Origin of the sequence: Pseudomonas palleroniana (genome assembly GCF_003031675.1) — a bacterium.
Classification (GTDB): Bacteria; Pseudomonadota; Gammaproteobacteria; order Pseudomonadales; family Pseudomonadaceae; genus Aquipseudomonas; species Aquipseudomonas palleroniana.
Genome location: NZ_PYWX01000063.1, coordinates 14,436 through 36,668 on the forward strand (window position 1 = coordinate 14,436; position 22,233 = coordinate 36,668).

Sequence of the window (22,233 nt, forward strand, 5' to 3'; positions counted from 1 at the left end):
GCTCGATCGAAATTGTTGTTTTTGTACTTCGAATGCCTTGGGTGGGGCTTTATCGGTGGCGGCGTTCCTCCTCTTGCAGCAGGGCCTGCAAGGTGTCCAGGCGCGCGCCTTCATAGGCGATCACCGTGCCTTGCTCGAACACCCGGCGTGACAGGCCGGTCAGCACGGAGCCCGGCGGCAATTCGATTTGCAGGCGCACGCCGCGCTCGTAGGCGCTTTGCACAGTGCCGCGCCAGTCGACGATGCGGCACATGTTGAACGCCAGGTCATCGCGCAGTTGCTCGGGGTTGTGGATAGGTCGGGCACGCGTGCTGCTCAGGTAGGTGATGCGCGGCGCCTTGAGTGCAACGAAAGCTTGTGCCAACACCTGGGCGGGTTGCTCCAGCAACGCGCAGTGGGATGGCACGCTCACCGCCAGGCGCTTGGCAATGCCGTTGCCTTTGATGCGCTCGGCGACAAGCGCCATCGCCGCGTTGCTGCCGGCAATGACGACCTGGTTGTCGGCATTGATATTGGCCAGGTACACCGGGGTTTGCGGGCTGTGGATAGCGGCCAGCAAGGCTTCGACGGTGGCTAGCTGAGCACCGATGATCGCCGTCATGCCATACCCTTGTGGATAAGCCTGCTGCATCAGTTCGCCGCGCAGGCTGACCAGTCTGACCGCGTCGGCAAAATCCAGGGCACCGGCGATAACCGCGGCCGGATAGGCACCGATGGACAGGCCCGCTACGTAATCGGGTGTGTATTGCAGCTGGCGGGCGTGGGCCACGCCGCTGATCAACAGGCACAATTGCACGGCGCGCGTCGACTCAAGGGCTTGCGCGCAATCGAGTTGGCGAACGTCCTCACCCAAGGCATGGCTGGCTTCATCCAGCACAACGGCAGGCAATGGCTGGAGCATGCCCGGCCGTTGCGCGCCCTGCCCCGGAAACACCAGCAGGCTGCTCATGCCACGGCCTGCCAGGGGTTGAATACGAGATGCGCACCGCTGACGGTTTTCAACAGCACTCGGCGTGATGGGCCAGCCCATTCGCGTAAAGCGACCGCGCCGAAGGGCGTTTGCAGTTGCAGGTCCACCGCACACACTGCTGTGTCCAACAATGCCAGCAGGTCCCGCGCGGCATGCCGATCAAGCGGTTCAGGCGTACACAAAATCAAATCCAGATCGCTTTGGGCATGCAGCGCTTCGATGCCGCTGGCCAACTCAAAGCCGGCGCTGCCGCTGACGCCCCAGTCCAAAGACGCCAGCAACGGGCGCACCTGATCAAGCGCGCGCAACGCAGGCACCTCCCGCGACGAACGCCGCTCACGCAGGGCTTGCGGCGTGACGCTGCGCTGCACCGAGTGCAGGGGCATGGCCGTGGCAAAACGTTGCTCGCGCAAACGCCCACGCACACCGACCGCCACAGAGCCAGGTTCGGCGACGGCGCGACGCACCACCACCGGGTGGCCGGCGCTGATCGCGGCCAGCGCCCAGGCCGGTGCATCGGCAGGCAGTTGCGCCGGGGTCATGCCCCAGAGCAAATCGTGCGCGTTCACCATTGCTCCCGCAGCAGTTGGCGTACGTGGCTGGAGGCGGCGCGATTGGCGGCGCCCAGGCGCCCGCTCAGATCGGTGCTGGCGATATCCTTGATCGCCTGCACCAGGCAGTCGCTGACCCGCGCCAGGTCATCCGCCGTAGGCTGTTCGATCCGGCTGACCGACAGCGTCTCCCAGAGCAGACCGAGGCTGGCATAACTGTCGATGTCATAGGCCATGGGCGGCACGCTGGCAGCCAGGGCTTCCAACTCTTCGACGCTGCGCAGGGTCACCCGCGCGGCAGAAGCTTTGCCCATGGCATGCACCATCACACCCGGGTCGCGCAGGGCGATCAAGCGATTGGCTTGGTAGCCGTGGGCGAGAAACGCACCCGACATGGCCTTGCCCACCAAGAGCGCAATTACCGGGTGCCCGGCCAACCGTGCGCGGGCGTAACTGTCGGCGGCGGCGGCCAGGGCTTGATGAATGCCGAGGGCTTCTTCGCGACGCCCGTAGGCTTGGCTGGGCACATCGACAATGGCAATGATCGGACGCCGGTCGCCACGGGCGATGGCGTCATCCACGGCCTTGGCCAGGCCCCAGCCTTCGAGCAAGCCGACTTCCCCATGGCGGGCACGGGCAAAGCGGTTTTGTGGGTCGGTGACCACGGCGATAAAGCGCACGGCTTGCCCGCCCAAGGCAGCGTCGGCGACCCTCAATGAAGCCGGCAAGCCCTCAACAGGCGTTGCCCCGGCGCTCAATGCGTTGAACCACTGCAAGCCTCTCATGGGCGTTCTCCTTGATACAGCTTGCGCACCGTCGTCGGATCGATCTGCGGCGTGGCGTCCAGTTCGGCCAGGCGCGCCAAGTAGTACTCGGCCTGACGGCTGCGCTGTTTAGCGGGTAAGCCTTGTTGCAGCAGCGCGGTGACGGTCTGCTGGATCTGCACGGCATCGTCCGCGACATAGCGGTCGGCCAGGCCACTGTTAAAGCGTTGCTCCCCTCCGGTGAGGCTCCAGATGAAAGGCCGGTCACGGGAGTCATACTCATCCAGGCCCGCTTCCTGCTCGATCACTTGCGGGCCGTTCAGGCCCAGGCGGGCTTCACGGGTGACAACGAGGTAGCTGCACAGCCCGGCCGCGATGGACATGCCGCCAAAGCAACCGACACTGCCGGCCACCACGCCGACCACGGGCTGGTATTGGCGCAGGTCGACAATCGCCGCGTGGATATCGGCTATCGCGGCCAGGCCCAGGTTGGCTTCCTGCAGGCGCACGCCACCGGTTTCCAGCAACAGCACGGCACGCGTGGGCACACCGTTGCGGTTGTCTTCGGCCGCCAGCTCCAAGGCGCCAGCGATTTTTGCGCCACCGACTTCACCGAGGCTGCCGCCCTGGAAACTCCCTTCGATGGCCGCGATCACTACCGGCAACCCGGCCATGTTGCCCTTGGCGATCACCACGCCATCGTCGGCCTGGGGTACCACGCCCTGGCGACTGAGCCAGGGCGACATCACGCGCTGGAACGGATCGATCAGTTCGCGCAGGGAGCCGGCGTCCAGCAATGCCTTGGCCCGCTGACGAGCGCCCAATTCGACGAAGCTGTGTTTAGCCAGCAAGTCAGTCATGCCCGACCTCCTCGAAACCCTGCTCCAGGCGCAGCCGCACCACGCCGGGCGTCGCGCCGAAATCGTGGATATCAATGTGCAACGCCGGTGGCGTCTGCTCCTGGAAAATCCGCTCAAACAGATGACGCCAACGTTGTTCAGCGCCATTCACCGAGGTTTGCACCTGGATCGTCAGCGTGCCCGCCGTGCCTGGCTCCAGCAGCACTTCCAGGTCTCCCGAACCGACACATCCCACCAATGCACGACCTTTGGGCGGCGCCCCGGCGGGGAATTCAAAGGATAAGGTTTCCATCACAACGCTCCGTCGAGGCGGTCGATAAACAGGCAGGCGGCCAACAGATCGGCAGCGCCGCCGGGGGAGGCATTCAGGGCCAGCAGTTGCAGGTCCAATTCGTGCAGTCGGCGGCGCCCGGCGAGGGTGGCGCTGCCGCCGGCCTCCAACACGGCTTGGGCACCCTGCTGCATGGCGCTGATCCCTTCAGGGCCGGCACGGTAGAGCACGCAGGTGTCGGCCAGCTCGGTCATGATCGCCAACAGCGCGTCCAGCCGAGCGTTCTGCTCACCGACGTTTTGCAGGCGGCTTGTACGCAGTTGCGGCAAGCCGCGTTGCATCACCGAAGGGAAGCCGAGCTGGGCTTCCTCGCGAGCACCACGCGCGCCGTAACGTTGCGCAACTTGTACGCCGTGGCTCAAGGGCTGCGGCGCATAGCGGTCATTGAGCAGGGCCAGCCTGGCGGCAGTCAGCGTGACAGCGCGGGGTTGCAACGCGGCGGCGGCGGTGAGCAGACCGAGCGCCCAGATCGCCCCACGATGAGTGTTCACGCCTTGAGTGGTGATCAGCATCGCTTGCTCACCTTCGCGACCAATCTGCCCAAGGGCTTCGCGCAGGGGCAGGCCGATTTCATCGAATTCGATCGCCGCCTCGGCCATGGCCTTGAACATCGGCCACAACGACAACGCCGAGGCGTGCATCAGGCCCAGGTGCAGATCGCTGTGGGCGCCGTTGCCGCGACGGTCCACCAAGGCGGGTTTGGGCGACAGGTCGGCCTCATCGATCAGCGCATCGACGGCCAGGTCGGCCAGCCGATCGGCAAGGCTGAGTTCATGCAGTTTGAGGGCGCGCATTTACCAGCTCCTGAACTTGGCGGGCGGGTTGTACAAACCACCGGACCACTCCACCAGGTCGGCCACGCTCTTGGCGGCCAACAGCTCGCGGGTGGCGTCGGTACGGCGGATGCCGAGGTCTTCGGGCAAGGCGATCAAACCTTCACGACGCATGCGTGCGGTGTCCTTGGGGTTATGGCGCATGCCGATGGCTGTTACGCCTGCAACGGCGGCGATCATCGCTTGGCGCTCTTCCAGCGAGCGCGCCTTGTACAGGTAGGCAATGCCTTCTTCGGTGAGCAGGTGGGTGACGTCATCGCCGTAGATCATGATCGGCGCCAGCGGCATGCCGCTTTTACGGGCGACTTCCACTGCATCCAGGGTGTCGACGAAGGTGGGTTTGCCGCCTTCCTGGAAGGTCTCGACCATTTGCACCACGAGTTTCTTGCCTCGTTCAAGCAAGGCTTCCGGCGCGTCGTCGTGGCGCATATCCAGCCAGGCCGGTGTGCCATGCCGGCGGCCGCGTGGGTCGTGGCCCATGTTCGGCGCGCCACCGAAACCGGCGAGGCGGCCACGGGTGACGGTGGAGGAATGCCCATCGCCGTCCACTTGCAGGGTGGCGCCGATAAACAGGTCCACCGCGTATTGGCCGGCGAGTTGGCAGAACATCCGGTTGGAGCGCATCGAGCCATCACGGCCGGTGAAAAATACATCGGGCCGTGCGGCGATATAGTTTTCCATACCCAGCTCGGTGCCGAAACAATGCACGCTCTGCACCCAGCCGCTTTCGATGGCCGGGATCAGGGTTGGGTGTGGGTTGAGGGTCCAGTTACGGCAGATCTTGCCTTTGAGACCGAGGGATTCGCCATAGGTGGGCAGAATCAATTCAATCGCGGCGGTGTTGAAACCGATGCCGTGGTTGAGCGACTGCACATTGTGTTTTTCGTAGATGCCACGGATCGCCATCATCGCCATCAGCACATGCACCGGCTTGATGTGGCGCGGGTCGCGGGTGAACAGCGGTTCGATGTAGAACGGCTTGTCCGCCACCACCACAAAATCCACCCAGCTCGCCGGGATATCGACGCGGGGCAAGTCAGTAACGTCGTCCACCAACTGATTGACCTGCACGATGACGATGCCATCGCTGAACGCAGCGGGCTCGATCAAAGCCGGGGTGTCTTCGGTACTGGCGCCGGTGTAGATGTTGCCGGCGCGGTCAGCCATGAAACCGGCGGAGAGCACCACGTTGGGGATCAGGTCCACCACCAGTCGCGCATAGAGTTCGATGTAGGTGTGGATCGCGCCGATTTCCAGCAGGCCATCTTCCAGCAACTGGCTGATGCGCAGGGATTGGGTGCCGGCGAAAGAGAAATCCAGCTTACGAGCGATGCCTTTTTCAAACAGGTCCAGGTGCTCGGAACGGCCGACACTGGGCATGATCATGTGCAAATCGTGGAGCTTGGCCGGGTCGGCCTTGGCCAGGGAGCGCGAGAGGAAATCGGCCTGCTTCTGGTTGTTGCCTTCCAGCACGACGCGGTCGCCGGGGAGGATCAGGGCTTCAAGGGCCTCGACGATTTTGTCACTGGCCAGCACGGCCCCGTCTGCGTATTGCCGGACCAACCCGAGGCGCCGCTGCTTCTCGTCGCGCCGCCGCGTCCAGCGCGAGTCGGGGGTGATTGTTGTTGTCATGGTCGCTCCACGAGGGTTGCTGTCGTGGGCTGTACCTTAGGAGTGAAACTGGGGGGTATCAATCAAGCTGGGCGGCGGACTGTTACGGTTGGAGTAACGAAACAGCAACAACCACGGCCTCTAGCCAGATTCAGTCCAAAAATTGGAGGGGTTGCTCAGAGGTGTTTGGCAGGAAGCACTCATGATAAAGCGCCTGAACATTCGGACAGCAAAAACCCATCCTGTAGTGAGCGGGCTTGCCCCGCGCTGGGTGGCGGAGCCGCCCCAAACCCAGGCGCCTCGTTCTACCTGAAACAACGCGGCGTCCCTGTTGGGGCGGCTTCGCCACCCAGCGCGGGGCAAGCCCGCTCACTACATTGAATGTTGCAGGCCCAACGCGCAGCATCGGTCAATCACAACGCCATCACCACCTTGACTCCTCCAAGGCTTTCAAGAACGTAGCTGCTGTACTCATACACTCGCCCCCGAACATCCAAGCGAAGCACGCCCTCATGCCCACTGACTTGCACAGTGGGCTCCTGGGTTTTCAGAAAGGGGTGTGCCGAGACCAATGTCTTGAGTAGCTCCTGATCATTACCCAGATCCTTATGCACGTAGTACCTGTAGGAAAAAACCACCGTCGCGCCCCCCTGACCATCCCGAGCGCCGTAGATAGAGGTGCCGTTACCCAGGGAATACTTGAGTACTACCTCATCCAACTGCGGCGTACCGGGGCTCATCAACCAACTGATCGCCAAGTACCCGAGACACATCACCAGCAGCCCGTTGAGCAGGCCTTGAGCCGGCCATTTAATATCCTTGGCTTTTCGCATATTCGATACCCTCCTTGATCCAGTGCTGGTCAATCTGATCATCGCCGTACGGCGCGTCTCCCCACCAGTCTCCAAACTCCGCCCGGGACGTCCCTGCTGCCTTGCCGCTCGCAACAGCACGCCTTCCGGAAATCCCAGTACCGTGCCGGTAACGCCGTAGTTGAAGTTGCCGAACGCCTTTGGCTGTCGATGCAAAATGCCTACGACCTATGGCATGCCTAGGTCTGGAAGCGAACATATTTGTGTGTGGGAGGGGGCTTGCTCCCGATGGCTTGCTACCTGTCGATACATCCTTGGCTGACCCACCGCTATCGGGAGCAAGCCCCCTCCCACACTCGCTCAGTGGTGTTTGTCAGTAAGCAGTCCCGCAGAGGGACCGCTTCACACTTCCGGCGACGGGCTGACTTGCTCCAGCGCACGATCCACCAACAACTGCCCCAACTCCACCATTTGCTGGATCCCGAGCATAACGGCGCGCTGGGACGTGTCCAGGTCAAAAGCCAGATTGCAGGTGAGAACGTTGAGGGAGGACAGGGTTTCGCTGGCGTTGACCAGCAGGGTTTCGGTGTTTTGATGAGGGTTTACGGTGAAGATTGGTGGGTGAGGCGTAGGTTTGATCATGATTCGCAGCTCCGATATGGGATGGAAACTGCCCTCTTCCGCTTGCACGCGAATTAAGGTGGCAGCCGTGCGCAGGTGTGCAAGACCGGGCATATCGGACCCCGGCAGATCCCGAAGAATCTCCCACGCACAGCCGCCATAACAAGTACAGCAGACATAAAAACGCCCACTGAATGGCTATGGGCGCTGGTGCGCCGACATGTAACCGGACTTGCACGTCCGTGTCACCGTTTTTTGCGATGACGGGACGAAGACTAGGCGCGCCGACTGCACGCGACAAGTTCATGCACGGCCCAAAATCTTGCAGGAAAAATCCTGAGCAACCGCCTCCCCTCATTACCCCTACAGGCAGCAAAGAATGCTCCGACAGGCTTTTCAGGTTGTTGCTCGGAACTCGCCTCTCTAGCCTTTTCCATCCGAATCGTGCCACGGGCAGGCATCATGAATCCGACTGTTAAATTCGATGCAAGGTCATTGCAGGGCGTGATGCATCACATCACAATTACGCCATGATCGTCAGCTGGAAACATAAGGGCCTTAGGGCCTTCTATGAGACCGGTTCAACCAGAGGCATCAACGCAAACCATGCAAAGCGCTTGCGCCGTGTTCTGCTCATTCTGGACAAAGCCGAGCACCCTGATGCGCTGGACCTGCCTGGCTGGCGCTTCCATCGTTTGAAGGGCGACCTGATCGACTACTGGTCCGTCAGCATAAGTGGTAACTGGCGCATCATTTTTCGGATGTTCGACGACCAGGTCGAATTGGTCGATTATCTTGACTACCACTGAGTGGAGGTATCGATATGGGTATGCACAACCCACCTCACCCAGGTGAAATTCTGCTTGAGGATGTGGTTCCCTCGCTGGGTATCACTATCACGGAAATGGCGCGGCGCCTCGGCTTCGCGCGAGAAACCTTTTCAAGGATCCTGCATGGCCGCGCCCCGGTCAGCCCGGACCTTGCCGTTCGGCTGGAACGGGCCGGCGTAAGTACTGCCCAGTTATGGTTGTCGATGCAAAGTGCCTACGACCTGTGGCAGGCCGAACATCGGGAGCAGCCGGTGATTGAGCGGTTTGTACGGCTTGAGTAGCAAACACGAACGTCCAGACGCAGCAGATCAACCGGCCCGCGACGTGGCCTCCCCCCACACGTTGATTCGTAAAAGGCCTGAAAACAGAGCAATTCAGGCCAGGCCGGACTCGACCAGCAGTGCTTCCAGCCCCATCAAGTCCGGCACCTTCGCCACATGCTCCCCCACCTGCACCGCCGCCAACTCCAGGGGGCACAGGGGGACGTCCACATAGCTCAACTGGCTGTCGAGCTTGTACGAGCGGGGAATCCCCTGGATCACCATCGCAATGAACTTCAATGTCGGCCGCCCGCCCAGCGTATTCAGCACGACGATCCGCGAGCGTTCGCTTGTGACGATGGCTTCACCGCACACCGCTTCAAAACTGATCAATGGCAACTGCCGATCGCGCCAGGTGACTTGCCGCAAATACCAAGGGGGTGCATCGCTGGCCGGTTCGCCGCGTTGGAAGTCGATGAGTTCGGCCACGGCGACGTTGGGCAGCACCAGGTGGCGGTCAGCCAGAGGTAGCAGCAGGCCGGTGACTTGGCTGGCGCGGTGGTCAAGCATGGGACTTGCTCCAATAGGCGATGCTTTCCAGCAGCACCGACTCTTGATACGGCTTGCCGAGGTAGTCGTTGACACCAATGGCCATGGCGCGATCGCGGTGTTTCTGGCCGGTGCGCGAGGTGATCATGATGATCGGCAGGCGCATCAGGCGCGGGTCGTTGCGCACCTGCATCGCCACTTCGAAACCGTCCATGCGCGGCATTTCAATGTCGAGCAGCATCAGGTCCGGCGTGTGTTCTTCAAGCACGGCAATGGCATCGATGCCGTCCTTGGCAGTGAGGACGTTCATGCCGTTGCGCTCCAGCAGGCGGCTGGTGACTTTGCGCACAGTGACCGAGTCGTCCACCACCAGCACCAGCAGCGGGCGCTTTTTCAGCGGGTCGTTGAGCACCAGCGGCGCATCGACCACCTGGGCCGGCAAGGCCGGTTGCCGGGCGCGGATATGGGCGAGCAAGTCGATGATCAGCACCACGCGTCCGTCACCCAGGATCGTCGCCCCGGACAAACCCTGCACGCCCGCAAACTGTGGCCCCAGGGCTTTCACCACGATCTCTCGCGTACCGGCCATGGCGTCCACGTGTACCGCCACGTGACGTTCATTGCATTGCACCAGCAGCACCGGCACCGGCTGGTACTGGCCGAGCAATTTCGGGCGAGCGCCGGTATGCAACAGATCGCCAAGGTAAAACAATTCGTAGCGCTGGCCGGCGTATTCATAACTCGGTGGGTCTTGCTGATAGTGCCCCGCCAGTTCATGGGGCAGGACGCGCACCAACCCCTCAATGGTGTTGAGCGGGATCGCGTATTGATCGTCGGCGCATTGCACCATCAGCGCACGGTTGACCGAGACGGTAAACGGCAGGCGAATACGGAAGTGCACGCCCATGCCCGGTGTCGAGTCGATCACCATCGAGCCGCCCAGTTGGCGCACTTCTTCATGCACCACGTCCATGCCGACGCCTCGCCCGGAAATCTGCGTGATTTTTTCCGCAGTGGAAAAGCCTGGCTGCAAAATGAACTGCAACACATCACGGTCGCTCATCTCCTGCTGAGGAGCCAGCAGGCCGCGCTTGATCGCCTTGCGCCGCACCGCGTCCAAGGGTACGCCGGCGCCGTCGTCGCGCATGTCGAAGACTATATCACCGCCTTCGTGGGTCAGGTCCAAGGTGATGCGGCCCTTCTCCGGCTTGCCGGCCAACAGCCGTACCTCGCGCGACTCCAGGCCATGGTCGACGGCGTTGCGCAACATGTGTTCCAGCGGCGCCACCATGCGTTCCAGCACGTTGCGGTCCATTTCGCCCTCGGCATTGCCGACCACGAACTCCACGTCCTTGCCCAACTCCTCCGCCACCTGCCGCACGATACGCTTGAGGCGCGGCAGCATCCGTTCAAACGGCACCATGCGCGTGCGCATCAAGCCTTCCTGCAACTCGGTGTTGATGCGGGCTTGTTGCTGCAACAGGTTGTGGGCGTCCTGATTGCGGCGGTCGAGGGTTTCCTTGAGGTCCAACAGGTCGAACGCCGACTCCGACAGCGCTCGCGACAATTGTTGCAGCTGCGAATGGCGGTCCATTTCCAGCGGGTCGAACTCCTCATAGCCCAGGCGCTCGGCCTCGGCCTGCTGGTGGCTGAGGATACGGCCCTGGGTTTCAGTCTCGAGGCGACGCAACTGGTCGCGCATGCGCTCGATCGTGGTCTCCACCTCATTGAGGGCAACGCGTGCGTCGTTGACTTGCTGCTCGATGCGCCCCTGCAGGATCGAAGTTTCGCCGGCCAGGTTAACCAGGTCGTCCAGCAGGTCGGCGGAGATTTTCACCATATCCGCCGCAGGGTCGACCGCAGCCTCGGTCTTGCCGCCGGGCAAGGCGACCGGTACCGGCGGCTCGTCGCCGGCCTGCACCAGGCTTTTGATGCGCCCGATGAGCTTGTCCACCGACCCTACCGGCAACCCCTGTGCCACGGCGTCGATCATCTGCGCCAGGCGGTCATGACAGCCTTGCAGTAACGCGAACAGTTCGGCGGAAGGCGCCAGCTGGCCGGCGGATAACCCTTCGCAGAGAAATTCCAGTTCATGCGCCAAGTCGCCAATCGGCGCGATTTCGACCATGCGTGCACCGCCCTTGAGGGTGTGCAGGTCACGCAGCAGGGTTTCCACTTCCTGACGATTACTCGGCTCAGCCTGCCAACGCGCCAGTGCACTGCCGGAGCTGTCGAGAATATCGGCGGCTTCTTCGAGGAAGATATCCAGCAGCTCAGGGTCGGCACCCTGGGTGGGCGCTGCCGTGGCGGCAGCGGGCGCAGTGCTGCCCTGGCGCAATGTGCGCACCCTGGCGACCAGCTCGCCGCTGTCGCTCAAGGGCTGGTGGTGCTGCAGTTCTTCGAGTTGCAAGGCCAGCCGCTCGTGGCAGGCCATCAGCACCTGGGACAGCTCGGTGGAATAACTGTAGCGGCGGTCCACCAGGCCCTCATAAAGGCCCTCCAGCTCATGGGCCAGGTCGCCGATCGGCCCTATTTCGGCCATGCGTGCACCGCCCTTGAGGGTGTGCAGATCGCGTTGTAATGACGACAACGGCGCGGCACTGTCGGGCTCCAGCAACCAGCGCTTGAGCGATTGCCCGGCGCTGTCGAGGATATCGACCGCTTCTTCCAGGAAGATCTCGACCAGTTCATCGTCCACGGCCGTGTCGTGGTCGAGCCTTGCAGTCGCGGCGCCCAGTTCGGTAATGCTCGGAGCGCGGCTGCCGTCACGTTTGATCAGGCCGGTGGCGGAGGGGTCGAGGGCTTCATCCAGCAGCTCGCGCAAGGCTTCGACCCGCGCCGGTGCCGGGCTGATTTCCTGGCCGGCGGCCAGTTGGTCGAGCATGTTGATCAGCGCTTCATGGGCCTGTTCGGCCTCCTGGAAAAACCGTTCGCTGACCGCCAGGCTGCTCTCTTCCACGGCGCCATACAGGTCGAGCAAGGCTTCGCAGAGTGCGTCGATGCTGTGCAGGTCGGCGTCGTGTGCGCCCTCGCCCAGGGTGGTCAATTCGTCCAGCAGCGCCGTCAGTTCCTGGCGCTCGCCAGGGTGCTGCTGCCAGCGCCGTAACAGGCTTTCGGCGTCGAGCAGGATATCCATGCCCTGGGCCAGGAAGTTGGTGATCAATTGCGGGTCGCGCTTGGTACGCAGGCCAGTATTGGGTGCGTCGAGCAACGCTTGCAGTTGTTGATCGAGCAGGCCTTGGGTACGGCTGATCAGGTCTTGCGCGCCTTTTATCGGCGCCAGGGGGTCGCTGTCCAAATCACGCAGCCCACGCTGGAACAAGCCTTCGGCCTCCAGCAGCAACTCCACTTCGTCCAGGTCCAGCGGCAGGCGGTGGGCTTTGTATTCACGGGTCAGGTGGTCAAGGGGGCGCGCCAGTTCGGCGATGGGTAGCACACCGGCCATATAGGCACTGCCCTTGAGCGTATGCAGGGCGCGTTGCAGCTCATCGCTGACTTGCAGCGGCACGTGTTCGGCGGCCTGTTGCAGGAACTGGTTGAGGCTCTCGAGATGGCTCTGGGCTTCGTTGCGGAAGATCTCCAGCAACAGCGGGTCATGCGGTTCGGCGCCGCTGGCCAAGGCATGGGCGCGGGCCGCCAGGGCATCGACTTCATCGCGCTGGCGCTGCTCGTCGTTGGCGAAGTCGGCGACCAGTGTCGGCAACAGGGCCACCGCTTCATCCAGCACCTGTTGCACTTCAAGGCCAAGGGTCACGCTGCGCTCCAGGACCCGATTGAGCAGGTTTTCCACCGCCCAGGCCAGCTCGGCCAGGACCAGCGCGCGCACCATGCGACCGCTGCCCTTGAGGGTGTGGAACGCCCGGCGCATTTCGCCCTGGGCGGTTTTGTCGGCGCTGTCCGGCAGGTAGCGGTGCAACACCTCGAGCACTTCGTCGACTTCTTCGAGGAAGACCTCGCGCAGCTCATCGTCAATCGGTTCTTCGTCGGCCGGTGGCGGCAGCAAGCTGCCGGGGCGGTGCAGGGCCGGCGGGTTCAAGCGCGAGGCCGGGCTGGCCAACGCATCGAACTGGGACTGGCTGGGGATGATCTCGGCCGACAGCGCCCCATCGGGCGCGACCAGCGCCTGACGCCAGGGCTTTTCGGCAGGCAGGTAGCCCAGCGCGGCCAGCCCCTGGGTCGCCAGCTCAAGCACCCGCTCACCCGAAGCGTCAGGGTCCTGGAGCATGCGCTCCAGGTAGTATTCCAGGCTGCTGACCACCTCGGCAAAATGCCCCAATTGCACCTCGGCAGGAGGGCTGTCGCTGAGCATCAACTGTTCGTCGACGTAATCCGAGCAACCCCGCATCAGGCTGGCCGCCCGTGGCAGGGGAATCATCGCCAGCGCACCGCGCACCTGGCTCAACAGCTGCGGCAGCGACTCCAGGCGCTGGCGGTCCCAGTCCGCTTCGATGCAGTCGATGACCAGCTCCTGCGCTTGCCGCAGGCATTGGCAGGATTCGCGGATCACCAGTTGGTGAATCTGGGTCAGGTCGGTCGTGGGCAGACGGCTTTCTTCACGGCTTTGCGGTTCCACGGTACCGACCATGCCCGCCAGGGTGGCCTCGACGTACAGCAAGGCGCCGGCGACATCCATCAGCACCGCATCGTTGGGTTCACGCTGCCCCTGGACAAGGCTTAGGACCACGGCCAATTGATCGATGATCACCTTTCGCGGTTGACCAAACCCGAGTACCGCCAGGGTATCGGCAATCTGGCGCAGCGGTGCCAGCAACGCATCAAGGTCGCTGGTGTGTTGCCGGTCGCTGCGCACGAACAGATCCAGGCGCTCCTTGACCCGCACCAGCTCTTCACACAAAGCGCCGAGTACCGAACCCATGCCGTCGCGATCCGGCCCGGCCAGGCGCGCACGCTCGGCATCGACCACGGCACTGTCGGGCAAGGCTTCGTCCAGGCCGTAGCGCTCCTTGAGGCTTTGCATGCGCGGCGTCGGCCGAGTGACCTTGGCCACGTAGAACAGCAGGCTCCTGAGCAATTCATCCGGTGCCGGCTGGTTGATCCCACCGATCCCCTGGGCCAGCAGGCGCTTGAGTTGTTTGTCGCTGGCCTTGAGCAGGCTGCGCAAAGCCGGGCTGTTGGCGATCACCCCGGTGAGCATGCCTTCGACCAGCGCCGAGGTGACCTGCCACAACGGCAACAACGGCGCGCCTTGGCACAACGCTTCGAGGCGCGCAAAGACCCGCGCCATGTCCACCAGGTTACTGGGGCCGTGATCTTCACGCAGCAGGCCGGCCAAGGCTTGTTGCAGCAGTTGGTGCCACTGGCGCAGTTGCTCATGCAGTTCAGGCGGCGCACGTTGCGCCAGGACCTCATCGCTCAACGGCGCAATCGTCAGCAGTTGCGGACTGAACAGGCTGGTTTCCGACAGCAGGCTTTCACCGCGCGCGCTGCGCAGGTCGTTGAGCAGCGGCAGTACCACCAGCGGCAGGTCACGCCGGGCACTGTGGACGCGGTCCAGATACAGCGGCAATTGGCCGAGGGCCTGTTGCAGCAGGCGGATGCTTTCATCGCGCTGGCCGACACGCCCGGCCTGGAACGCCAGGGCCAGCTCTTCGAGTTCTTCGGCGAGCAAGGCGGCACCATAGAATTCGACCATTTGCAGCGCACCCTGCACTTGGTGGATGCCGGCCAGGCACTCGTCGATGGCTTCGCTGTCGCCGGTTTCGACAAATGTGTCCAGCGCCGAACGAGCCTGTTTCAGGGTTTCGGCAATGTCGCCCTTGACCCATTCGAGGGCCACGTAGTCGTGCCGATCAACCATAACTGCTCCGCTTAGAATTCATGAGTGGCTGGTGTTCTTGAAACCTGTGGCCTGCGGCGGCCAACTGTGGGAGGGAGCTTGCTCCCGATGACGGTGGTTCAGCCAATGGCTCAGGTGACTGATGCACCGCCATCGGGAGCAAGCCCCCTCCCACAGTTGCATCGCGTTTCAATCATCGGTTTGCTTGGCCGCCGGCAAGGTGAACCCGGATACCGACCTGCGCAACTGGCTGGCCATTTTCGCCAGGTTGCCAATGCTTTCAGCGGTGGCGGTGGAACCCGACGACGTCTGGGTGGTGATCTGCTGGATCACGTTCATCGTCAGGGAAATCTGCCCCGCCGACGACGTCTGCTGTTGCGCCGCGTTGGAGATGCTCTGGATCAGCGCCGCCAGGGTTTTCGATACGCCCTCGATCTCTTCCAGCGCGACGCCGGCGTCCTGGGCCAGTCGCGCGCCACGTACCACTTCGGTGGTGGTCTGTTCCATGGAGATCACGGCTTCGTTGGTGTCGGCCTGGATCGCGCGCACCAGGGTCTCGATTTGCCGCGTTGCGGCCGACGAACGCTCGGCCAGCCGTTGTACTTCATCGGCCACCACCGCAAATCCGCGCCCGGCATCCCCGGCCATGCTCGCCTGGATCGCGGCGTTGAGGGCGAGGATGTTGGTCTGGTCGGCGATGTCGTCGATCAGGCTGACAATATCGCCAATTTCCTGGGACGACTCACCCAGGCGCTTGATGCGCTTGGCGGTGTCCTGGATCTGTTCACGAATGTTGTCCATGCCGTGGATGGTGTTGTGCACCACCTCGTTGCCCTTGTTGGCAATCTCCACCGAGCGCTCGGCCACCGCCGAGGATTCGGCGGCGTTGGCCGACACCTGATCGATGGACTGGGCCATTTGCTTGATTGCGGTGGAGGCCTCGGCGATCTGCTGAGCCTGATGCTCCGAAGCCTGAGCCAGGTGCATGGCGGTGGCCTGGGTGTCCTGCACCGCACCGGCCACTTGCCCGGCCGTGAGGTTGATGGTGGCGACCAGGTCGCGCAATTGGTCCACGGAATAGTTGATGGAGTCGGCAATGGTGCCGGTGAAATCTTCAGTCACCGAGGCCGTGACGGTCAGGTCGCCGTCGGCCAAATCTTCGATTTCATCGAGCAGACGCATGATCGCGTTCTGGTTGCGCTCGTTCTTTTCAGCAGTTTCATGCAGCTGCCGGTTGGTTTCACGCACCATCACCAAGCCGATCAGGATGATCGAGGTCAGCGCCAGCAGGCCCAGCACGTAGCCGCCAATGGTGTCGAGGCTGCGCCCGCCGGCGAGGTTTTCAAAGCCGGTGGCCAGGTGCGAGGCTTCATCGAGCAGGGTTTGCGAAAGGTTGAAGATATTGCTCGCCGAGGCCCGTACCTGGAACAGTTGCGGCGAGGTTTCAAGGATCTCATCCACGGAGCCGGAGACGAACTCGAACAGCTCGGCAATTTCCGCCAGCCGCGCCCGGGCGTCGTGGTCCTCGACCTGGCTGATGCGCAACCCCGGGTTGCCCTGGAGCATGCCATTGAGCACTTCGCCGAAACGGTTGGCATCGCGGCCAAAGGCATCGGCGGCCTGTACCGAGGTGTCGTCGCCGGCCAGCACGGTATTCACCGCGCCGAGGATACGTTCGGCCAACAGCGACTGGCGCTGGGCCAACACCACCTGGCTGGCCGGGGCGCCGCGTTGCAGCAGGATGTCGACGACTTTTTCCGACTCCATCTGCAACTGCGGCACCGTCTCGGCCAGGGTCGCAGCCACTTGGTGCAGGGACAGCACGGTCTGTTCGCTGGCAAGGATCGCGTCAGTATTTTTCAGCAGCGCTTCCCAGTCGGTCTGCACCGCACGCATTTCGGCACGCACGGCGTGGGGTGCCGCCGGCAGGCCGGTTTGCGGGTCGCCTTTTTTCAGGTAACCCCAACGCTGGGCAAAGTCATTGCGCGCATCGCCCAGCAACTTGAACGCCGCGGCCTTGCCGGCGGCGGCTTCGGTGGCGTTCTTGGCAATACGCTGCGACAGCACGCGCAATTCACCGGCGTGGCCGATGTACTGCTTGTCGTAGGTGGACTGGGTGTTGAGGTACGCAAAGTTGGCAAACAGCAGCATGATGAACACGATCAACGCGATAAACAGCACGATGATCTGCGAACGGCTGCGCGACCCAGCCTCGGGTTTGGACGTGGTAGCGGTGGTCATGCGGCAACATCCATGAAACCTGGGGCCTGGGCCAAAGCGAAGGGGCTGAAGACCTGCCACGGCGGGTCGCCGTCGAACTGGCCTTGAATATACGGCGCGCCGGGGTTGGCGCTCGCCATCAATGCGTCTTGCGCGAAATGCTGCATGCCCACCACCTCATCCACCAGCAGACCGACGAACAGGTCGTTGAACTCCACCACCAGCACCCGCCGCTGCTTGGGTGCCGGTGACCGCTCAAGGCCGAGGAACCCACCCAGATCCATCACCGGCAGCAGGCGCCCGCGCAGGTTGGCCACGCCCTTGACCCAGGGTTTGACCCCGGGCATCAAGGTGCAACGCGGTTCATGCAGCACCTCGGCGACTTCGCCCATGGGCGCCACATAACCGTTCGGCCCCACGCGAAAGGCGATCCCGCTCCAGCGCTGCTGGCGGGTTTCCTGGGACGGCAGGTCGGCGGCCAGCAGGCGGCAGCGGCGGTCGATGTCCAGCAGCAACTCGAAGGCGGTTTGCGACTCGGTCATGATGGTGAACCGTCAGCCGGCCAACACCTTGTTCAGGGTGGCGATCAGGGTGTCTTCATCCACGGGCTTGGTCAGGTAATCCTTGGCGCCCTGGCGCGCGCCCCAGATCTTGTCGGTTTCCTGGTCTTTGGTGGTGATGATGATGATCGGGATGCCGTTGGTTTCCGGCTCCTTGGACAACTGACGGGTGGCCTGGAAGCCATTGAGGCCCGGCATCACGATGTCCATCAGCACGGCGTCGGGTTTTTCCTGGCGGGCCAGGGCCACGCCGTCCGCGCCGTTTTCGGCTTTCAGTACCTGGTGGCCATGCTTTTCCAGCATGCCGGTCAGTTTGTACATTTCGGTCGGCGAATCGTCGACGATCAGAACACGTGCCATGGTTTTCCCCATTACTTTGATGGATGCCGGCCCTTGTGAGGCGGTATCAGTGTGCTTGTTCTACTGCGGCGAAGGCAGGCACGTAGGCCTTGATCGCGCTCAGCAGCTCTTCCTTGCTGAAAGGCTTGGTCAAAAACTGATCGACACCCACGATACGCCCCTTGGCCTTGTCGAACAGGCCATCCTTGGAGGACAGCATGATCACCGGGATCGACTTGAACGCCGGGTTGTTCTTCACCAGTGCGCAGGTCTGATAGCCATCCAGGCGCGGCATCATGATGTCGACGAAGATAATGTGCGGGTGATGATCCACGATCCGCGCCAAGGCATCAAAACCATCGATGGCCGTGATGACCTCGCACCCCATGTTCTTCAACAGGGTCTCGGCGGTGCGGCGGATCGTTTTCGAATCGTCGATCACCATCACTCTCAAGGCGTGGGAATGCTGTTCCATATCTGCTCTACCATCGCCACAGCGAATCGGTTTTCGGTGTGTACTGCCTGATGTTGCACAGGATGAACGCCAGAAGCCTTGGAATTGGAGGGCTGCTGCGCCGTGGCAGTCTTTTTAGCACAGTCTCAGGGCGCAATCTATCGAGCGGCCCGCCCAGTGGTTTTTCCTTGACCCACAACAGCCGCAGCGCCACTCTGACGCCACTTTTATGCGCCCTTATTTGCTAGAGGAAATCCCCCATGAGCGTTCGCGTCGGCATTGTCATGGACCCTATCGCCAGCATTTCCTATAAAAAGGACAGCTCGCTGGCCATGCTCCTGGCCGCCCAGGCCCGCGGTTGGACGTTGTTCTATATGGAGCAGCGCGACCTGTACCAGGGCGACGGCGAGGCCCGCGCACGCATGCGCCCGCTGCAGGTGTTTGCCAACCCTGAGAAGTGGTTCGAACTTGCGGACGAAATCGACAGCCCGCTGAGCGATCTGGATGTGATCCTGATGCGCAAGGACCCGCCGTTCGACATGGAATTCGTCTACTCCACCTACCTGCTGGAGCAGGCCGAGCGCGCCGGGGTACTGATCGTCAACAAGCCGCAAAGCCTGCGTGACTGCAATGAAAAGCTGTTTGCCACGCTGTTCCCGCAGTGCACGCCGCCGACCGTGGTCAGCCGTCGCGCCGATGTATTGCGTGAATTTGCGGCCAAGCACGGTGACGTGATCCTCAAGCCGCTAGACGGCATGGGCGGCACGTCGATCTTCCGCCACCGCGCCGGCGACCCGAACCTGTCGGTGATCCTGGAGACCCTGACCGCCCTGGGCACCCAGCAGATCATGGGCCAGGCCTATCTGCCGGCGATCAAGGACGGCGACAAACGCATCCTGATGATCGACGGCGAACCGGTGGACTATTGCCTGGCACGCATCCCGGCGGCGGGCGAGACGCGCGGTAACCTGGCGGCCGGTGGTCGCGGTGAAGCGCGCCCTCTGTCGGACAAGGATCGCTGGATTGCAGCCCAGGTCGGCCCCACCCTGCGTGAAAAGGGCCTGCTGTTCGTCGGGTTGGACGTCATCGGCGAAAACCTCACCGAAATCAACGTCACCAGCCCGACCTGCATTCGCGAGATCGACAATGCTTTCGGCACGAATATCGGCGAAATGCTGATGGCGGCGATTGAGCGCAAGCTACAAGCCAAGTGACATAGAACAGCCGGACACAAACCAACATTGCGTTATCATGCGCCACCTGTGAAACGCGCGATGTTGGTTTTCTTGCCATGACCCTCCCGTCCAATCTGCCCCCCGAACTCTCCCACAGCGGCGTGCGCCCGGCTGATCGGCTTGGATTTACCCTGTTCCTCGCGGCACTGGTCCACCTCGCATTGCTCCTCGGCCTGGGTTTCACCTTCGCCGAACCCAAGCAGATCACCAAGACCCTGGAGATCACCCTCGCCACGTTCAAGAGCGAGAAAAAGCCCGAAAAAGCAGACTTTCTGGCACAGGAAAACCAGCAAGGCAGCGGCACCCTGGACAAGAAAGCGGTGCCCAAGACCACCGAAGTGGCGCCATTCCAGGACAACAAGGTCAATAAAGTCACCCCACCGCCGACGCCCAAGCCCGAGGTCAAGCAAGCCACGCCCAAACCTGCCGTGACCACCGTCGCACCCAAACCGCAAAAAGCCCCGGCCCAGCGCGAGAAAACCAAGACCGAGCCGCAACCCGAGCCGGTGAAGCCGGCGCCGACTTTTGACAGCTCGCAGCTCTCCGACCAGATTTCCAGCCTGGAGGCGGAGCTGGCCAACGAACAACAGCTTTATGCCAAGCGCCCACGCATCTATCGCTTGAACGCCGCCTCGACCATGCGCGACAAGGGTGCCTGGTATAAGGACGAGTGGCGCAAAAAGGTCGAACGCATCGGCAACCTCAATTACCCGGATGAGGCACGGCGCCAGCAGATCTACGGCAATCTTCGCTTGCTGGTGTCGATCAACCGCGACGGCACGCTCTATGAAGTGCAAGTGCTGGAGTCGTCCGGCCAGCCCCTGCTCGACCAGGCCGCCCAGCGCATCGTGCGCCTGGCAGCGCCCTTTGCGCCGTTCAGCGGTGACTTGAACGACGTGGACCGCCTGGAAATCATCCGCACCTGGAAGTTCGCCCGGGGTGATCGGTTGTCCAGCAATTGATGACAATTGCCATTTGCCGCACATCCCCAGCTTGTCAGTTAGCCCCTCCAACGCCACACTAGTGGACATGAAAAACGTCAACCCGACCTACCTCAAGCACCAATTCCTGATCGCCATGCCCCATATGGCCGACCCGAACTTTGCGCAGACCCTGACCTATATCGTCGAGCACACCGCCAAGGGTGCCATGGGGTTGGTGGTGAACCGCCCGCAAGAGCTGAACCTGGCCGACATCCTCGAGCAACTGCGACCGGAGGTTGACCCACCGGCCCGCTGCCAGGGCGTACCGATCTATATCGGCGGGCCGGTGCAAACCGATCGCGGTTTTGTGCTGCACCCCACCGGGCCGAAGTTCCAGGCCACGGTCGACCTGGAAGGTGTGTCGTTGTCCACGTCCCAGGATGTGCTGTTCGCCATTGCCGACGGCGTTGGCCCTGAGCAAAGCGTGATCACCCTCGGTTACGCCGGCTGGGAGGCCGGGCAACTGGAGGCGGAACTGGCCAGTAACGCCTGGCTGACCTGCCCCTTCGATGCCGACATTCTGTTCAACACTGCCAGTGAACTGCGCCTGGAAGCGGCCGCCGCCAAGCTGCGCGTCAACCTCAACCTGCTGACCAGCCAGGCGGGGCACGCCTGATGGCTTTGCGTCTGATCCTCGGTTTTGACTACGGCACCAAACAGATCGGCGTAGCGGTCGGCCAGGTGATTACCGGCCAGGCCCGCGAGCTGTGTACCTTGAAAGCCCAGAACGGCGTGCCGGACTGGAACCAGGTCGAAGCCCTGATCAAGGAGTGGAAACCCGACGCCGTCGTGGTCGGCCTGCCCTTGAACATGGACGGTACCCCCAGCGACATGTGCCTGCGCGCCGAAAAGTTCGCCCGCCGCCTCAATGGGCGCTACAACCTGCCCTTCTATACCCATGATGAACGCCTCACCACCTTTGAAGCCAAGGGCGAGCGCCGCGACCGTGGCGGCCAGAAAGGCAGCTACCGCGACAACCCCGTGGACGCTATTGCCGCCGCCCTGTTGCTGCAGGGTTGGCTGGACGAAAACACCGCTTTATTTGAATCCTGACTGACGCGGCTTGCCGCGTCTTTTTACGTTTGAGCCCGGATCTTGCCAGCGCGAGACCTAGAAGGAGCACCCATGAGCCTGCCCAATCCCGCCGACCTGATCAGCCAGATGGCGACGCGCCTTACGGCCCATCTGCAACACCGCGGCATCAGCGAACCGCGCTTCATCGGCATCCGCACCGGCGGTGTCTGGGTGGCTCAAGCCTTGCTGGAAGCGCTGGGCAGCGAGTCGCCGCTCGGCACTCTGGACGTATCCTTCTACCGCGACGACTTCAGCCAGAACGGCCTGCACCCGCAAGTACGCCCTTCGGCCCTGCCGTTCGAGATTGAAGGCCAGCACCTGGTGTTGATCGACGACGTACTGATGAGCGGACGCACCATCCGTGCCGCCATGAACGAATTGTTCGACTACGGTCGCCCAGCCAGCGTGACGCTGGTGTGCCTGCTGGACCTGGATGCTGGCGAATTGCCGATCAGCCCGGATGTGGTCGGTGCCACACTGTCGCTGCAGGCCCACCAGCGGGTAAAATTGTCCGGTCCCACGCCGCTCGAACTCGAACTGCAAGACCTCGCCCTTTAAACCGCCTTGTAAAGAGTCCCC

General features: G+C 62.6%; 22 protein-coding genes. 7 read left to right on the forward strand and 15 right to left on the reverse strand.

The features are described from left to right. Positions 1–49: 49 nt before the first annotated feature. The 9 genes from mdcH to C9383_RS21670 all read right to left on the reverse strand — a co-directional run bounded on the left by mdcH (position 50) and on the right by C9383_RS21670 (position 7,374). The gene (gene mdcH / locus C9383_RS21630) at positions 50–949 is read right to left on the reverse strand and encodes a malonate decarboxylase subunit epsilon (protein WP_090368254.1); all 900 of its coding nucleotides are present in this window, start codon (positions 947–949) and stop codon (positions 50–52) included. Beyond that, positions 946–1,542 carry a malonate decarboxylase holo-ACP synthase gene (locus C9383_RS21635; protein ID WP_090368252.1) on the reverse strand — a complete coding sequence of 199 codons (597 nt, stop codon included), beginning with the start codon at positions 1,540–1,542 and terminating at the stop codon, positions 946–948. Before C9383_RS21635 ends, mdcH begins: the two co-directional genes overlap by 4 nt. Further along, complete coding sequence (gene mdcE / locus C9383_RS21640; RefSeq protein WP_090368250.1) at positions 1,536–2,306, reverse strand: biotin-independent malonate decarboxylase subunit gamma; 771 nt, start codon at positions 2,304–2,306, stop codon at positions 1,536–1,538. The genes C9383_RS21635 and mdcE overlap by 7 nt, the downstream gene beginning before the upstream one ends. Then, positions 2,303–3,145, reverse strand: coding sequence for a biotin-independent malonate decarboxylase subunit beta (locus C9383_RS21645; RefSeq protein ID WP_090368248.1), 843 nt, complete (start codon positions 3,143–3,145; stop codon positions 2,303–2,305). Before C9383_RS21645 ends, mdcE begins: the two co-directional genes overlap by 4 nt. Continuing rightward, complete coding sequence (locus C9383_RS21650) at positions 3,138–3,437, reverse strand: malonate decarboxylase subunit delta (protein WP_090368246.1); 300 nt, start codon at positions 3,435–3,437, stop codon at positions 3,138–3,140. The genes C9383_RS21645 and C9383_RS21650 overlap by 8 nt, the downstream gene beginning before the upstream one ends. Next, on the reverse strand, positions 3,437–4,270 hold the full coding sequence (locus C9383_RS21655; protein ID WP_090368244.1) for a triphosphoribosyl-dephospho-CoA synthase: 834 nt from the start codon (positions 4,268–4,270) through the stop codon (positions 3,437–3,439). Before C9383_RS21655 ends, C9383_RS21650 begins: the two co-directional genes overlap by 1 nt. Continuing rightward, entirely contained in the window at positions 4,271–5,941 is a 1,671-nt protein-coding gene (gene mdcA / locus C9383_RS21660; protein ID WP_090368242.1) for a malonate decarboxylase subunit alpha, read from the reverse strand. It abuts the gene before it with no gap. Positions 5,942–6,333: 392 nt separating this feature from the next. Then, positions 6,334–6,753 carry a hypothetical protein gene (locus tag C9383_RS21665; protein ID WP_090368240.1) on the reverse strand — a complete coding sequence of 140 codons (420 nt, stop codon included), beginning with the start codon at positions 6,751–6,753 and terminating at the stop codon, positions 6,334–6,336. 381 nt (positions 6,754–7,134) lie between these two features. Then, positions 7,135–7,374 (reverse strand): DUF6124 family protein, encoded by a 240-nt coding sequence (locus C9383_RS21670; protein WP_090368238.1) that lies wholly within the window; start codon positions 7,372–7,374, stop codon positions 7,135–7,137. A 509-nt stretch (positions 7,375–7,883) separates the two neighbouring features. On the opposite strand from C9383_RS21670, the gene C9383_RS21675 reads away from it, so the two are divergent. After that, positions 7,884–8,162 carry a type II toxin-antitoxin system RelE/ParE family toxin gene (locus C9383_RS21675; protein ID WP_065938127.1) on the forward strand — a complete coding sequence of 93 codons (279 nt, stop codon included), beginning with the start codon at positions 7,884–7,886 and terminating at the stop codon, positions 8,160–8,162. A gap of 14 nt (positions 8,163–8,176) precedes the next feature. Beyond that, positions 8,177–8,464: a HigA family addiction module antitoxin gene (locus C9383_RS21680; protein ID WP_090368236.1), complete on the forward strand. Its 288-nt coding sequence runs from the start codon at positions 8,177–8,179 to the stop codon at positions 8,462–8,464. A gap of 93 nt (positions 8,465–8,557) precedes the next feature. Here the strand turns inward: C9383_RS21680 and C9383_RS21685 are convergent, their stop codons facing one another. The 6 genes from C9383_RS21685 to pilG form a co-directional block, all read right to left on the reverse strand. Then, complete coding sequence (locus tag C9383_RS21685) at positions 8,558–9,013, reverse strand: chemotaxis protein CheW (RefSeq protein WP_060753450.1); 456 nt, start codon at positions 9,011–9,013, stop codon at positions 8,558–8,560. Next, on the reverse strand, positions 9,006–14,810 hold the full coding sequence (locus C9383_RS21690; protein ID WP_090368234.1) for an Hpt domain-containing protein: 5,805 nt from the start codon (positions 14,808–14,810) through the stop codon (positions 9,006–9,008). Before C9383_RS21690 ends, C9383_RS21685 begins: the two co-directional genes overlap by 8 nt. 168 nt (positions 14,811–14,978) lie before the next feature. Next, positions 14,979–17,030 (reverse strand): methyl-accepting chemotaxis protein, encoded by a 2,052-nt coding sequence (locus tag C9383_RS21695; protein WP_060753452.1) that lies wholly within the window; start codon positions 17,028–17,030, stop codon positions 14,979–14,981. Continuing rightward, on the reverse strand, positions 17,027–17,551 hold the full coding sequence (locus C9383_RS21700) for a chemotaxis protein CheW (protein ID WP_090368232.1): 525 nt from the start codon (positions 17,549–17,551) through the stop codon (positions 17,027–17,029). The genes C9383_RS21695 and C9383_RS21700 overlap by 4 nt, the downstream gene beginning before the upstream one ends. Before the next feature lie 12 nt (positions 17,552–17,563). Continuing rightward, entirely contained in the window at positions 17,564–17,929 is a 366-nt protein-coding gene (pilH, locus tag C9383_RS21705) for a twitching motility response regulator PilH (protein ID WP_003234583.1), read from the reverse strand. A gap of 46 nt (positions 17,930–17,975) precedes the next feature. Then, positions 17,976–18,383, reverse strand: coding sequence for a twitching motility response regulator PilG (pilG, locus tag C9383_RS21710; RefSeq protein ID WP_060753454.1), 408 nt, complete (start codon positions 18,381–18,383; stop codon positions 17,976–17,978). Positions 18,384–18,622: 239 nt separating this feature from the next. Between pilG and gshB the strand changes: the two genes are divergently transcribed. The 5 genes from gshB to pyrR all read left to right on the forward strand — a co-directional run bounded on the left by gshB (position 18,623) and on the right by pyrR (position 22,212). After that, entirely contained in the window at positions 18,623–19,576 is a 954-nt protein-coding gene (gene gshB, locus C9383_RS21715) for a glutathione synthase (RefSeq protein ID WP_016976046.1), read from the forward strand. Positions 19,577–19,653: 77 nt separating this feature from the next. Continuing rightward, the gene (locus tag C9383_RS21720) at positions 19,654–20,559 is read left to right on the forward strand and encodes an energy transducer TonB (protein ID WP_060753455.1); all 906 of its coding nucleotides are present in this window, start codon (positions 19,654–19,656) and stop codon (positions 20,557–20,559) included. 67 nt (positions 20,560–20,626) lie between these two features. Then, complete coding sequence (locus C9383_RS21725) at positions 20,627–21,196, forward strand: YqgE/AlgH family protein (RefSeq protein WP_060753456.1); 570 nt, start codon at positions 20,627–20,629, stop codon at positions 21,194–21,196. After that, a complete protein-coding gene (ruvX, locus tag C9383_RS21730) occupies positions 21,196–21,633 on the forward strand; it encodes a Holliday junction resolvase RuvX (protein ID WP_003195067.1) in 438 nt (145 codons plus the stop codon). Before C9383_RS21725 ends, ruvX begins: the two co-directional genes overlap by 1 nt. A gap of 72 nt (positions 21,634–21,705) precedes the next feature. Next, complete coding sequence (gene pyrR, locus C9383_RS21735) at positions 21,706–22,212, forward strand: bifunctional pyr operon transcriptional regulator/uracil phosphoribosyltransferase PyrR (protein WP_060753457.1); 507 nt, start codon at positions 21,706–21,708, stop codon at positions 22,210–22,212. Positions 22,213–22,233: the final 21 nt, after the last annotated feature.

Excerpts from the sequence above, each read along its gene's own strand:
- C9383_RS21655 (WP_090368244.1), bottom strand. The coding sequence starts at position 4,270 with ATGCGCGCCCTCAAACTGCATGAACTCAGCCTTGCCGATCGGCTGGCC.
- C9383_RS21725 (WP_060753456.1), top strand. The coding sequence starts at position 20,627 with ATGAAAAACGTCAACCCGACCTACCTCAAGCACCAATTCCTGATCGCC.
- pilG (WP_060753454.1), bottom strand. The coding sequence starts at position 18,383 with ATGGAACAGCATTCCCACGCCTTGAGAGTGATGGTGATCGACGATTCG.
- C9383_RS21680 (WP_090368236.1), top strand. The coding sequence starts at position 8,177 with ATGGGTATGCACAACCCACCTCACCCAGGTGAAATTCTGCTTGAGGAT.
- C9383_RS21685 (WP_060753450.1), bottom strand. The coding sequence starts at position 9,013 with ATGCTTGACCACCGCGCCAGCCAAGTCACCGGCCTGCTGCTACCTCTG.
- C9383_RS21700 (WP_090368232.1), bottom strand. The coding sequence starts at position 17,551 with ATGACCGAGTCGCAAACCGCCTTCGAGTTGCTGCTGGACATCGACCGC.
- mdcE (WP_090368250.1), bottom strand. The coding sequence starts at position 2,306 with ATGAGAGGCTTGCAGTGGTTCAACGCATTGAGCGCCGGGGCAACGCCT.
- pilH (WP_003234583.1), bottom strand. The coding sequence starts at position 17,929 with ATGGCACGTGTTCTGATCGTCGACGATTCGCCGACCGAAATGTACAAA.
- C9383_RS21650 (WP_090368246.1), bottom strand. The coding sequence starts at position 3,437 with ATGGAAACCTTATCCTTTGAATTCCCCGCCGGGGCGCCGCCCAAAGGT.
- C9383_RS21720 (WP_060753455.1), top strand. The coding sequence starts at position 19,654 with ATGACCCTCCCGTCCAATCTGCCCCCCGAACTCTCCCACAGCGGCGTG.
- C9383_RS21665 (WP_090368240.1), bottom strand. The coding sequence starts at position 6,753 with ATGCGAAAAGCCAAGGATATTAAATGGCCGGCTCAAGGCCTGCTCAAC.
- C9383_RS21695 (WP_060753452.1), bottom strand. The coding sequence starts at position 17,030 with ATGACCACCGCTACCACGTCCAAACCCGAGGCTGGGTCGCGCAGCCGT.
- C9383_RS21635 (WP_090368252.1), bottom strand. The coding sequence starts at position 1,542 with ATGGTGAACGCGCACGATTTGCTCTGGGGCATGACCCCGGCGCAACTG.
- mdcH (WP_090368254.1), bottom strand. The coding sequence starts at position 949 with ATGAGCAGCCTGCTGGTGTTTCCGGGGCAGGGCGCGCAACGGCCGGGC.
- gshB (WP_016976046.1), top strand. The coding sequence starts at position 18,623 with ATGAGCGTTCGCGTCGGCATTGTCATGGACCCTATCGCCAGCATTTCC.
- pyrR (WP_060753457.1), top strand. The coding sequence starts at position 21,706 with ATGAGCCTGCCCAATCCCGCCGACCTGATCAGCCAGATGGCGACGCGC.
- C9383_RS21690 (WP_090368234.1), bottom strand. The coding sequence starts at position 14,810 with ATGGTTGATCGGCACGACTACGTGGCCCTCGAATGGGTCAAGGGCGAC.
- C9383_RS21645 (WP_090368248.1), bottom strand. The coding sequence starts at position 3,145 with ATGACTGACTTGCTGGCTAAACACAGCTTCGTCGAATTGGGCGCTCGT.
- mdcA (WP_090368242.1), bottom strand. The coding sequence starts at position 5,941 with ATGACAACAACAATCACCCCCGACTCGCGCTGGACGCGGCGGCGCGAC.
- C9383_RS21675 (WP_065938127.1), top strand. The coding sequence starts at position 7,884 with ATGATCGTCAGCTGGAAACATAAGGGCCTTAGGGCCTTCTATGAGACC.
- ruvX (WP_003195067.1), top strand. The coding sequence starts at position 21,196 with ATGGCTTTGCGTCTGATCCTCGGTTTTGACTACGGCACCAAACAGATC.
- C9383_RS21670 (WP_090368238.1), bottom strand. The coding sequence starts at position 7,374 with ATGATCAAACCTACGCCTCACCCACCAATCTTCACCGTAAACCCTCAT.